This is a genomic window from Paenochrobactrum glaciei (assembly GCF_039522165.1).
Taxonomy (GTDB): domain Bacteria; phylum Pseudomonadota; class Alphaproteobacteria; order Rhizobiales; family Rhizobiaceae; genus Paenochrobactrum; species Paenochrobactrum glaciei.
This window is the reverse complement of sequence record NZ_BAAADE010000002.1, coordinates 565494-577936: the sequence shown is the minus strand read 5'-3', so window position 1 is coordinate 577936 and position 12443 is coordinate 565494. Positions and strand designations below refer to the sequence as shown.

Sequence of the window (12443 nt, the reverse complement as noted above, 5' to 3'; positions counted from 1 at the left end):
TATGTTCAAGCTTAAACTCCTTGCCTTTCGCTACAGCCAGAAATTAAAACAGTTTAATTACTGGCTGCTGGCGCAGATAATTTTCGTGATTTTTGCGGTTTTGCGGCTGTTGCCTGCCAATGCGGCCATCCGCTTTTGTGCATGGTTTGCCCGTATAATTGGCCCTTTGACGCCACGTCACAAAGTGGCAGTCGATAATTTGCGCCATGCTTATCCGGAAAAATCCGAAGATGAGGTTCAGGCTATCGCCCGCGAAATGTGGGACAGTATGGCAAGGCTGTTTGCTGAATATATTTTCCTTGATGCCATTTTTGACTTCGACCCGAATGCGACAACAAAAGGTTTAGTCGAAGTTGATGGTATTCCGATTTTTGAACGTCTGCGCGATGAAAAGAAACCACATATTTTCTTCACCGCGCATACGGGCAATTTCGAACTTCTGCCGATTTGTGCGGCAACTTACGGATTGGATGTCACAGCGCTTTTCCGTCCGCCAAACAATCCCTATATCGCCAAGCGCGTGCTTCAGGCACGCCGCACCAATATGGGGCACCTTGTGCCTTCCAAGGCTGGTGCTGCATGGTCTCTGGCCAGTATTTTAGGCGATGGCGGTAATGTTGGTGTTTTGGTTGACCAAAAATTCCATCGCGGCGTTGAGAGCACATTCTTTGATCGTCCGGTTAAAACCAATCCGCTTTTAGCCAAACTAGCGCGCCAATATGATTGCGATGTCTATCCGGCACGCTGCATCAGGCTCCCCGGCGGGCGCTATCGTTTGGAGCTGAAAGAGCGCATGGAATTGCCGCGCGACACGCAAGGTCAGGTAGATATTGCCGCGACTGCACAGCTTTTAAATGATACAGTTGAAGAATGGGTACGCGAATATCCCGGCCAGTGGATGTGGTTCCATAAACGCTGGGGTTAACTCTGGGGTTAACTGGCGGATAAGCGTCCTGCGACCTTACACAAGCTTGTATGCACAGACATAGCATGTTAACCGCCAAAGCAACGGTACAGAGCCTGATCAAGGCTTTTCAAACAAGGATTATCTGATGTCCCGCCCGATTATCATTGCACCTTCTATTCTCGCTTCCGACTTTTCCAAGCTTGGTCAGGAAATCAAAGATGTTGTGACCGCCGGTGCGGACTGGATCCATATTGATGTGATGGATGGTCATTTTGTGCCTAACATCACTTTTGGCCCAGACGTGGTCAAAGCTATTCGTCCCCACACCGATGCCGTGTTTGACACTCATTTGATGATCGCGCCTTGCGATGCTTATCTTGAAGGCTTCGCCAAAGCCGGTTCAGATATTATCACCATTCATGCAGAAGCAGGCCCTCACCTGCACCGCTCATTGCAGGCCATTCGTGGTCTTGGCAAAAAAGCCGGTGTCGCGCTCAATCCGGGCACATCTGTTTCAGCGCTCGAAAACATCATTGATGATGTTGATCTCATTTTGGTGATGACAGTTAATCCAGGCTTTGGCGGTCAGAAGTTCATCACCTCGATGCTGCCAAAAATTGCTCAGGTTAATGCACTGATCGGCAATCGTCCAATTGATTTGCAGATCGATGGCGGCGTGACGCCGGACAATGCAGGCGCTGCTGCGAAAGCCGGTGCCAATTCGCTTGTCGCAGGCTCCTCTGTTTACAAGGCCGGCAATCTGGAAGGTTACCGTGCCAATATCGAGGCCATCCGCAAGGCTGCGGAAACAGGCCGCGCTTAATTGAATTCTCACAGGCGGATAGCAATATCCGCCTGATTTCATTTAAAACCGCCGGTTACTCCCCTAACTGGTTTTCTCGTCGAGTACACATTAGGAAACGCACATGATCCCGCGCTATTCCCGCCCTGAAATGGTTGCCATCTGGTCGCCGGAAACCAAATTCCGCATTTGGTTTGAAATTGAAGCCCATGCTTGTGATGCATTGGCCGAAATCGGCGTTATCCCGAAAGAATCCGCTAAAACCATCTGGGAAAAAGGCGGTGCGGCAAAGTTTGATGTCGCTCGTATTGATGAAATCGAAGCTGTCACCAAGCATGATGTGATTGCATTCCTCACCCATCTGGCAGAATTTGTGGGGCCTGACTCACGCTTCATCCATCAGGGCATGACCTCGTCAGACGTGCTGGACACCTGCTTTAACGTGCAGCTGATGCGCGCCTCCGACTTACTGCTTGCCGACCTCGACAAGCTGCTGGCAGCGCTTAAAACCCGCGCCTATGAGCATAAAGACACCGTCACCATCGGCCGCAGCCATGGCATCCACGCTGAGCCGATTACATTCGGCCTCAAAATGGCGCTGGCCTATGCCGAATTTGAACGCTGCCGTGAGCGCCTCGTTGCAGCGCGTGAAGAAATTGCCACTTGCGCCATCTCCGGTGCAGTCGGCACCTTCGCCAATATCGATCCGCGCGTTGAAGAACATGTCGCCAAAGCGCTTGGCATGAAGGCCGAGCCGGTATCGACGCAGGTGATACCGCGCGACCGTCACGCGATGTATTTTGCAACCCTTGGCGTTATTGCTTCATCGGTTGAACGCCTTGCTGTTGAAGTCCGTCATTTGCAGCGCACCGAAGTTCTGGAAGCTGAGGAATATTTCTCACCTGGCCAGAAGGGCTCATCAGCGATGCCACATAAGCGCAACCCTGTACTGACCGAAAACCTCACCGGCCTTGCCCGCATGGTTCGCTCTTTCGCACTGCCTGCGATGGAGAATGTCGCCCTCTGGCATGAGCGCGATATTTCGCACTCTTCGGTCGAGCGCATGATCGGCCCTGACGCAACAGTCACGCTTGATTTTGCACTTGCACGCCTCACCGGCGTGATTGAAAAGCTGCTGGTCTATCCTGAAAACATGATGGCCAACATGAACAAATTCCGTGGTCTTGTTCATTCACAGCGCGTGCTTTTGGCTCTCACACAGGCTGGTATCAGCCGCGAAGATTCATACCGTTTGGTTCAGCGCAATGCGATGAAGGTCTGGGAACAGGGCAAAGATTTCCTGGAAGAATTGCTGGCTGACGCAGAAGTTCGCGCAGCTCTCAGCGAAGAAGAAATCCGCGAAAAGTTCGACCTTGCATACCATACCAAGCATGTGGATACGATTTTCAATCGCGTTTTCGGCGATAAATAATCGGCACAAAAATCCGGCAAGAAACCATCTTATACGGACTTTTCGGATTTAAATTAACTTTATAGAAAATACTCCCATCATATTGATATTATGGGAGTATTTTTATTTCTAAATAACATTAAATTGAAATGAAGCGTATCAATAAGAATACGGCATCGGCCTTAAAGCTTGATTTCAACCACGACTATCAGCCAATAATAATCACCTGCACCAACTCATGAAGAGACATTGAGATGAAGTTTATTCCTGCGCTCCTCGCCCTGACTGTCAGCACATCGGCTTTTGCTGATGACACATCACGCATCGCGGTGATGTCGGCTTTTGAACCCGAGTGGATTGTCCTGCAAGAAAAGCTCAATGACCGTCAGGAAATTGAACTGAACGGCACCAAGTTTCTGACCGGCAAGATTGAGGGCAAGGATGTCGTGCTCTTCCTCTCCGGTGTCAGCATGGTCAATGCAGCCATGACAACCCAGATGGCAATCGACAAATTCAACATCAATGCGATTGTCTTTTCCGGTATTGCCGGTGGCGTTGACCCATCCCTCAATATCGGTGACGTGATTGTGCCGGAACAATGGGGACAATATCTCGAAGCAGTTTTCGCACGCGAAACCGACGGCAAATTCTCCACCCCTTCCTTCATGCCAACAACGCTGCCAAATTACGGTATGATCTTCCCGCGTGAAGTGAGCGTTGCACGCGATGGCGGCCAGATGGAAAAGAAATTCTGGTTCAAAGCCGATGGCAAACTGCTGGAGACAGCCACTAAAGTGGCCGCAGAAGTGAAGCTGAAAGATTGCGTCGCAGAAAATAAGTGCCTCTCCAAAGCCCCTGTCATTCACGTAGGTGGCAATGGTGTGACCGGCACTGCATTTGTCGATAATGCTGATTTCCGCGAATACTCATTCGCCACTTTTAAAGCCACAGTGCTGGATATGGAATCTGCCGCTGTAGCACATGTTGCTGATACCAATGGCGTGCCATTCATCGCCTTCCGCTCGCTCTCCGACCTTGCAGGTGGCGGTGACGGCGAAAACGAAATGGGCACATTTATGGGCTTGGCTTCTGCAAATTCCGCAGCTGTCGTTTCAGCCTTCATCAAGGCACTTCCTGAGAAATAAAACAAAAATAATCTGTTTTGTGTCGGCAAATCACAAGCCGTCATTTTATGCAGCAATTTCAAAGAGCCGGAGCCGTTCATTGCTCCGGCTTTTTTCATCTCATCAACAAGATGACAGTCATATAGTCTTTAGAAAACACGAATATCAATTTATAAAACATAAACAAAATGTTATAGTCATTTTAAAAGATGCAACCGTTCACAACCGCTTTTGGAAAATGATATGACCGAACAAGATTCCAATCTCATTCTCTCCGCCTTGTCCCAGCAATTTACGGAAGACGACATTACTGTTCAGGTCGATATTTATCGCCTTGAAGAGGAAGACGGCTGGACACTGGAAGTCATTGATGAAGATGACATTTCTTTTGTTTATGAAGACCTGTTTGAAACCGATCAGGAAGCATGGGATGCGTTTCTGGCCGATGTTGAAGAATATGGTCTTGCCGACATCATCGACCCTGATGAAGACGAAGATGAAGAAGCACCAAGCTATCACTAGTTTTTTTATAGCGGCCTGAATTTCAGGCCGCTTTTTTGTTTCAACTACCCTTTTTAAGAAGCTCAGCAATTTCTGCATTATGTTCACCCAGCATGGGTGAGCGTTTATCGAGGCTTAAGACAGCATCGGAAAACTTGATCGGGGTGCGCAAACCCGGCACATTTTGCGGCTTGATCTGCATATTGCGCGCGATAAATTGCGGATTGCTAAAAACATCTGCAACCGAATTAATCGGCCCCGCCGGAACCTTTACTTTTTCCAGCTCCGCTAACAAAGCATCACGGCTCCAGCCCCGCGTTTTTTCTTCCAGCATGGCGGTCAGACTTGCGCGATTTTTAACGCGCGCTGCATTGGTGGCATAGTTTTCATCTTCCGCCACGCCATCAAGTCCGAGCAGTTTGGCCAATTTTGCAAATTGTCCGTCATTGCCACAAGCTATGATGAAATAACCATCAGACACCGGCAATGTCTGATATGGCGCGATATTGGGATGCGCATTGCCCATGCGCTTTGGTGCTTTGCCCGTTGCAAGATAATTCATGCCCTGATTGGCCAGCACAGCTGTCATACAATCAAACAAGGCCATATCAATATGTTGCCCATGACCTGTGCGCTCGCGCATCATCAGTGCTGACTGAATGGCAATCACACTATAAAGACCGGTAAAAATATCAGCAAAAGCCACGCCGATTTTCTGTGGCTCGCGATCCGGCTCGCCCGTCAAATCCATAATACCGGCCATGCCCTGTATCATAAAGTCATAACCTGCCCGCTCCGCATAAGGCCCATCGTGGCCGAAACCCGTAATCGAGCAATAAATCAGCCGCGGATTGATTTTCTTGAGGCTTTCATAATCAAGCCCGTATTTTTCCAAGCCGCCAAGCTTGAAGTTTTCAATCAAAACATCGGCCTGACTGACCAATTCACACACCAGTTCCTGACCTTGTACGTTGCGGAAATCAGCAGTAACCGAACGCTTACCGCGATTGCAGCCTTGAAAATAAGCCGCTGATTGCTCGCCCTCAACGTCGAAATAAGGCGGCCCCCATGTGCGCGTATCATCACCTTCAGGACTTTCGACCTTGATGACATCAGCGCCCAAATCCGCCAAAGTTTGCCCCACCCAAGGGCCGGCCAAAATACGGGCAAGCTCAATCACTTTCAGCCCTGCCAGCGGTGTATTTTCCATCTCAAACGCCCTTTTAAAACAAAAGCCCGCCCGCAATGTTGCGAGCGGGCACAATCACCAACCGGTCATGGTAAACTTAGTAAAAAGCCTGAATACCTGTCTGCGCACGGCCTAAAATCAGCGCATGAACATCATGCGTGCCTTCATAAGTATTCACGGTTTCAAGGTTTTGAGCGTGGCGCATCACATGATATTCAATCTGAATACCATTACCGCCGTGCATATCACGGGCATGACGGGCAATATCGAGCGCTTTGCCACAATTGTTGCGCTTAATGAGCGAAATCATATCCGGTGCCATGCGATCTTCATCCATCAGGCGACCAACCCGCAGGCTTGCCTGAAGACCAAGGGTAATTTCGGTCATCATATCCGCCAGCTTCTTTTGATAAAGTTGGGTTCCGGCCAATGGCTTACCAAACTGCTTGCGATCAAGTCCATATTGACGCGCACGATGCCAGCAATCTTCAGCCGCGCCCATCACACCCCATGAAATACCGTAGCGCGCGCGGTTAAGGCAGCCAAACGGCCCTTTCAGCCCAGAAACATTCGGCAACAATGCATCTTCTCCGACTTCTACACCGTCCATCACCACTTCACCGGTGATAGACGCACGCAGCGATAATTTGCCACCAATTTTTGGTGCAGACAGCCCCTTCATGCCTTTTTCAAGCACAAAACCACGGATCTGATTGTCATGTGCAGCAGACTTCGCCCAGACCACAAAAATATCAGCAATCGGCGAATTGGAAATCCACATTTTGGTGCCGGTCAGACGATAACCACCATCAATTTTCTCGGCACGGGTTTTCATACCTGCCGGATCAGAACCCGCATCAGGCTCGGTCAGACCAAAGCAACCGATCAATTCACCGGAAACCAAACCCGGCAGATATTTCTTGCGCTGCTCATCAGAGCCATAAGCATAGATCGGGTAAATCACCAAGGAGGACTGTACGCTCATCATCGAGCGATAACCGGAATCAATACGTTCGACTTCGCGCGCCACCAGCCCGTAAGCCACATAGCTGGCATCGGCCGCGCCATATTCTTCCGGCAATGTCACACCGAGCAAACCAGCCTGCCCCATCATGCGGAACAGTTCCGGATCGGTTGATTCTTCCATATAGGCTTTTTCAATACGCGGCATCAGCACATCAGCGGCAAAACCTCTGGCTGAATCACGGATCATCCGTTCATCTTCAGTCAATTGGTCATCCAGCAATAACGGATCATCCCAAACAAAACTTGCGCGTGACATATAGTTCCTGCCTCTCCAAAAATAATAGCCGATTATGCAATCAGTCAGTATTTTCGGCAATCTATGTTTACTCATTCATCTATTCCGTTTAATCATAGATGAATGACATCAGTATCGCGACGGCTCCTCCCATCCACCAAGGCATTGGCAGCATTTGATGCCGTCAGCCGCTATGAAAGTTTTTCTGAAGCGGCAGATGAACTCAGCCTGACGCAAGGAGCTGTCAGCCGCCAGATTGCCGCTCTTGAAGCACAGCTTAATATTGCTTTATTTGAGAGAAATAGCAGGCAGGTTACCTTAACCGAGGCCGGTCGCATCTATTTGCAAGCCATACGGCCTGCCCTTGCTGCTATTCGCGCAGCATCCTTAAACATGATGAGCCATATGGGCAGCAATACGCTGAATTTAGCCCTTTTGCCCACTTTCGGCACACGCTGGCTGATCCCGAAAATACCGCGCTTTGTCGCGCAATATCCTGATATTATTCTTAATTTTTCGACCCGTATTGGCAAAGTGGACTTCGAAAAAGAAAAACTCGATGCCGCCATTCATATCGGCCAACCTGACTGGCCGGATGCTGATTTTGAGTTTTTAATGGATGAAACAGTGTTGCCGGTTTGCAGCCCTGCATTTTTACAGGCGCATCCCGTGCATGATCCGGCTGATCTTCTTAAAATGCCGCTTTTCCATTTGGCTTCACGTCCCAATGCATGGGCACACTGGTTTAAAACACTGGGCATTGAGCAGCCACCGCATAGTTCAATGCGATTTGAGCAGTTTTCCAATGTCAGTCAGGCCTGCATTGCCGGTCTTGGCATTGCTCTGATGCCTGAATTTTTGATCCATGCAGAAATTGCGGCCGGACAACTTGTTGCTGTCTGGCCACATAAGATTAAAAGCCTTAGCCATTATTATTTTGTAACGCCCAAAACCCGTCAGCAACCGCCAACAGTGAAGGCATTTAAAAACTGGCTTCTCTCCGAAATCAGCGGAACGGAAGTCAATCAGGAAGCGGCAGACACTTTGGCATAAGACTGCGCAGCAATTTCATAAGAACGCATACGCTTTTGATGATCATAGATCATGCCGGTCAGCATCAATTCATCAACGCCGGTGCGTTTGACAAAATCGCGAATACCAGCACCAACGCTTTCCGCATCCCCCACAACACGACAAGAAAGCGCATGTTGGATCACCGATTGCGCTGATGCGTCCAGATTTTGCATATAGCCTTCAACAGGTGCCGGCAGTAACCCCGGCTTACCGGTGCGCAAATTCACAAAAGCCTGCAATTGTGACGAGAACAGAAACTGTGCTTCTTCATCTGTGTCGGCGGCAATCACATTCAGGCCAACCATAACATATGGCTTATCGAGATATTCCGACGGTTCAAAACGCTCACGATAAATATCGATCGCGCGCTCCATATCTGCCGGTGCAAAATGAGATGCAAAAGCATAAGGCAAGCCCAGCATCGCAGCTAATTGCGCACCAAAAAGGCTGGAACCCAAGATCCAGATCGGCACATCAAGCCCACCACCCGGCACTGCCTGTACCCGCTGACCTTCTTCAACGGGGCGGAAATAGCCCATCAGCTCCACCACATCCTGCGGAAAAGCATTGGCATCGCTGTTGAGGTTTCTGCGCAGTGCATGTGCAGTAAATTGATCTGTACCGGGCGCGCGCCCAAGGCCTAGATCAATGCGGCCCGGATAGAGCGAGGCCAGCGTACCGAACTGTTCGGCTACCACCAATGGCGCGTGGTTGGGCAGCATAATGCCGCCAGCACCCACACGGATAGTACTGGTTTTCGACGCCACATGGCCAATGACAACGGAAGTCGCGGCACTGGCAATGCCCGGCATATTATGATGCTCGGCCAGCCAATAACGATGGTAGCCGAGTTTTTCTGCAAGTTGTGCGAGTTCTGCGGTGTTGCGCAGAGACTGAGCCGGCGTGCTGCCAGCAGGCACTGGGGAAAGGTCTAGAACGGATAAAGGTGTCATGTGTTTCATATGGATTGCATGAAAGACAATACAAGTGCCCCTCACCAAAATATGACTTTTATGTGCAACAAAAAAGGCGGGCTGTTTAACCAGCCCGCCTTCTTAATATTTTGACATTCCGGTCACTTAAGCCTGTGACGGCGAAGCATCCGTATTCTCATGTCCTGTTGCAGCACTTTCCGTTGTTGGCACTACGTCTTTTTTCGCAATGAACGTATAGAACATCGGCACCACAAACAGGGTGAAGACAGTACCAACGGTCACACCGGTGAAGATCACCAGGCCCATCGAATAACGGGCGGCTGCACCTGCACCCGACGCCAGAATCAACGGTACAACACCAAGCGCCATAGCAGCGGTTGTCATCAAAATCGGACGCAGACGGGTTTCAGCCGACTTAATGATCGCTTCACGGCGGGAAAGACCAAGTTCACGCTGCTGATTGGCAAATTCCACCATCAGAATACCGTGCTTGGTAATCAACCCGATCAGCGTGATCAGCCCTACCTGCGTATAAATATTGAGCGTACCCAGTCCCAGATTCAAAGGCACCATCGCACCGAAAATCGACAACGGCACTGACATCATAATGATCAGCGGATCGCGGAAGCTTTCAAACTGCGCAGCCAGCACCAGATAAATCACGATAACAGCCAAACCGAAAGCAATCGCAATGGTGTTGCCCTGCTCCACTTCAAGACGAGACTGACCGGAATAGTCGATGAAGAAACCTTCCGGCATCTTGTCACGCGCAACTTCCAGCAATGTCGCCAGCCCCTGACCGGTTGTAACACCGGGCATTGGCAAGGCGGAAATGGTTGCGGAGTTCAGCTGGTTAAACTGCTCAATCGCCGCAGGAGAGGCATTTTCCGACACATTGATGACAGCTGACAGCGGCACCATTTCGCCTGAAGCACTGCGAACATAATAGTCTCCCAGCTTTTCAGGGTTGGCACGGTATTCATCAGGCACCTGCGTAATCACATCATAGCTGTGTGAATCACGGTCAAACTTCACGAAGGAAGCCCCTGCGGTCAGCACACCAAGGGTTGAGCCAATTTCACTAATATTCAAGCCCAATGCAGCTGCACGGTCACGGTCAATGGAAACCGTGGTTTGCGGTGCATTATAAGAAAGCGAGTTTTGAACGATAATGAACTCGCCCTTAGCCTGAGCAGCATTTTTGATCTCTTCAGCGATTTCAAAAACCAAATCAGAAGGACCGGTTGACTGCAATGCGATAGAAATCGGCAGACCGCCACCAGTACCCGGCAATGAAGGCGGCGCAAAGATGAACGCCTGCACACCAGCTACTTTATCAATACGGTTGGTCAGATCTGTCTGAATTTCCTTCTGACTACGTGTTCTGTCTTTCCAGTCATCCAGAACCCAAAGCGCAATACCCTGTGTCGTACCGCCACCCATGCCGACAATATTGAAACGTGTTTGCAATTCCGGCAAGTCTTGCGTCAGCTCATCAATCTGCTTGGCATAAAGGTTAGTATAGGCCGATGTCGCATATTGCGGCGCATTAAACATCGAGAACAAGGCGCCTGAATCTTCTTCCGGTGCCAATTCGCTGGACGTGTTGACGAACAGGAAACCTGTGAGCGCCACCAGTGACACAGTAATCAGCAATGTCACCGGACGATAATTCAGCGAACCTGAAACCAGACGTTCATAGCCTGCTTCCAGACGACCAAAATAATGATCAATGAATTTCTGGAAACGTGTCTGCTCACCATGTTTCAACATGCGTGCGCACATCATTGGCGAAATGGTCAGCGCAGCGAAACCGGAAATAATCACAGCCCCCGCCAGCGTGAAAGCAAATTCACGGAACAGCGAGCCGGTCAAACCACCGGTAAAGCCAAGCGGTGCAAACACCGCAGCCAATGTAATCGTCATCGCCACAATGGAGCTGGTAATTTCCTTCATACCCTTGAAGGCAGCATCCATCGGCTTGAGGCCTTCCTCGATATGGCGGTGGATATTTTCCAAAACCACAATCGCATCATCCACCACCAGACCGATGGAAAGAACCATCGCCAGCAGTGACAAGAGATTGATCGAGAAACCAAGCACATAAAGGAAGAAACACACACCGATCATCGAAATCGGAATAGTGACGATCGGGATCAGAACCGAACGGAACGAACCAAGGAAGACGATAATCACCAGAACAACGATCAGCATCGCTTCCGCAATCGTGGTAAACACTTCACGGATAGATGAGCTGATCTGCTCGGTCGCATCGTAAACCAGTACAATCGTCATCCCTTCAGGCAAAGATGCCTGAATTGATGGCAGTTCCTTGTTAACGGCCTTAGCCATATCAATCGGGTTTGCAGCCGGTGTCGGCATTACGCCCAAGAAAGTACCTTCGCTGCCGTTAAACGAAACGATTGTATCATTGCTTTTTGAAGCAAGTTCAACTTTAGCGATATCACGCAGACGCACCACATCATCGCCACGCGTTTTAACCGGCATGGCACCGAATGTTTCAGGTGTCTGCAAGGTAGACTGCATGGTGATGGAGCTGGCGACATATTCGTTTTTGGTTTTACCCGGTGCCGACAAGAAGTTGGAAGCTTTAATCGCACCCAGCACTTCAGAAGCGGTAATACCGCGCGCCGCCATCTGGATCGGATCCAGCCAGACGCGCATCGAGTAAACTTTACCACCAAGAATCTGTGCTTCCGCAACACCGGCAATGGTCGACATACGCGGCTGGATTACACGTTCCAGATATTCTGTGATCTGCTCACCCGTCATATTCGGGTTTTGTGCAGCCAGATACATGGTCGCAAAGTTCTGCCCTGTCCCCTTCACTATCACCGGATCATCGGATTCAGACGGCAGCTTACCGCGCACCTGATTAACCTTGGCAATCACTTCCGTCAGCGCTGCATCAGGATTGGCACCAAGCTTCATCTGCACAGTCACCGTGCTCAATGACGGGCTACTGGATGAAGTGACATAGTCAATATTTTCAGTGGTCGCGACAGACTGTGCAATGGGCGCGGTGATAAAGCCCTGAATAAGATCAGCACTCGCACCCGCATAAGCGGTTGAAACCGTAATAACAGTTTCATCCACTTTCGGATATTCACGCACGGTCAGCTGGAAAATCCCTTGCGCACCGAGCAAGAGGATCAATAGCGACGTTACCGTCGCCAGAACCGGTCGCCTAATAAAGATATCAGAAAAGCTCATCTGGC

At 49.9% G+C, this 12443-nt stretch carries 10 protein-coding genes; 6 read left to right on the top strand and 4 right to left on the bottom strand.

The annotated features are described in order from the left end of the window. Position 1 precedes the first annotated feature (1 nt). From ABDZ76_RS09110 to ABDZ76_RS09090, 5 genes are all read left to right on the top strand, one after another. Positions 2–925, top strand: a complete 924-nt coding sequence (locus ABDZ76_RS09110; protein ID WP_343804541.1) for a lipid A biosynthesis lauroyl acyltransferase — start codon at positions 2–4, stop codon at positions 923–925. A 127-nt stretch (positions 926–1052) separates the two neighbouring features. Then, positions 1053–1730, top strand: coding sequence for a ribulose-phosphate 3-epimerase (gene rpe, locus ABDZ76_RS09105; RefSeq protein WP_343804539.1), 678 nt, complete (start codon positions 1053–1055; stop codon positions 1728–1730). Between the two features lie 103 nt (positions 1731–1833). Then, positions 1834–3141: an adenylosuccinate lyase gene (purB, locus tag ABDZ76_RS09100; RefSeq protein WP_343804537.1), complete on the top strand. Its 1308-nt coding sequence runs from the start codon at positions 1834–1836 to the stop codon at positions 3139–3141. Between the two features lie 233 nt (positions 3142–3374). Beyond that, positions 3375–4265, top strand: coding sequence for a 5'-methylthioadenosine/S-adenosylhomocysteine nucleosidase (locus tag ABDZ76_RS09095; RefSeq protein ID WP_343804535.1), 891 nt, complete (start codon positions 3375–3377; stop codon positions 4263–4265). Between the two features lie 222 nt (positions 4266–4487). After that, positions 4488–4766, top strand: a complete 279-nt coding sequence (locus tag ABDZ76_RS09090; RefSeq protein ID WP_343804533.1) for a hypothetical protein — start codon at positions 4488–4490, stop codon at positions 4764–4766. 40 nt (positions 4767–4806) lie between these two features. Here ABDZ76_RS09090 and ABDZ76_RS09085 read toward each other — a convergent pair whose 3' ends face one another. Both ABDZ76_RS09085 and ABDZ76_RS09080 read right to left on the bottom strand, forming a co-directional pair. Further along, complete coding sequence (locus tag ABDZ76_RS09085) at positions 4807–5955, bottom strand: CaiB/BaiF CoA transferase family protein (protein WP_343804531.1); 1149 nt, start codon at positions 5953–5955, stop codon at positions 4807–4809. Between the two features lie 76 nt (positions 5956–6031). Beyond that, a complete protein-coding gene (locus tag ABDZ76_RS09080) occupies positions 6032–7216 on the bottom strand; it encodes an acyl-CoA dehydrogenase (protein ID WP_343804529.1) in 1185 nt (394 codons plus the stop codon). Positions 7217–7318: 102 nt separating this feature from the next. On the opposite strand from ABDZ76_RS09080, the gene gcvA reads away from it, so the two are divergent. After that, entirely contained in the window at positions 7319–8248 is a 930-nt protein-coding gene (gene gcvA, locus ABDZ76_RS09075; protein ID WP_343804527.1) for a transcriptional regulator GcvA, read from the top strand. Here gcvA and ABDZ76_RS09070 read toward each other — a convergent pair. Further along, positions 8221–9222 (bottom strand): LLM class flavin-dependent oxidoreductase, encoded by a 1002-nt coding sequence (locus ABDZ76_RS09070; RefSeq protein WP_343804765.1) that lies wholly within the window; start codon positions 9220–9222, stop codon positions 8221–8223. The genes gcvA and ABDZ76_RS09070 overlap by 28 nt on opposite strands. 126 nt (positions 9223–9348) lie before the next feature. Continuing rightward, entirely contained in the window at positions 9349–12438 is a 3090-nt protein-coding gene (locus tag ABDZ76_RS09065) for an efflux RND transporter permease subunit (RefSeq protein ID WP_343804525.1), read from the bottom strand. Positions 12439–12443: the final 5 nt, after the last annotated feature.

Coding starts and splice junctions, on each gene's coding strand:
- ABDZ76_RS09110 (WP_343804541.1), top strand. CDS start 2: ATGTTCAAGCTTAAACTCCTTGCCTTTCGCTACAGCCAGAAATTAAAA.
- rpe (WP_343804539.1), top strand. CDS start 1,053: ATGTCCCGCCCGATTATCATTGCACCTTCTATTCTCGCTTCCGACTTT.
- purB (WP_343804537.1), top strand. CDS start 1,834: ATGATCCCGCGCTATTCCCGCCCTGAAATGGTTGCCATCTGGTCGCCG.
- ABDZ76_RS09095 (WP_343804535.1), top strand. CDS start 3,375: ATGAAGTTTATTCCTGCGCTCCTCGCCCTGACTGTCAGCACATCGGCT.
- ABDZ76_RS09090 (WP_343804533.1), top strand. CDS start 4,488: ATGACCGAACAAGATTCCAATCTCATTCTCTCCGCCTTGTCCCAGCAA.
- ABDZ76_RS09085 (WP_343804531.1), bottom strand. CDS start 5,955: ATGGAAAATACACCGCTGGCAGGGCTGAAAGTGATTGAGCTTGCCCGT.
- ABDZ76_RS09080 (WP_343804529.1), bottom strand. CDS start 7,216: ATGTCACGCGCAAGTTTTGTTTGGGATGATCCGTTATTGCTGGATGAC.
- gcvA (WP_343804527.1), top strand. CDS start 7,319: ATGACATCAGTATCGCGACGGCTCCTCCCATCCACCAAGGCATTGGCA.
- ABDZ76_RS09070 (WP_343804765.1), bottom strand. CDS start 9,222: ATGACACCTTTATCCGTTCTAGACCTTTCCCCAGTGCCTGCTGGCAGC.
- ABDZ76_RS09065 (WP_343804525.1), bottom strand. CDS start 12,438: ATGAGCTTTTCTGATATCTTTATTAGGCGACCGGTTCTGGCGACGGTA.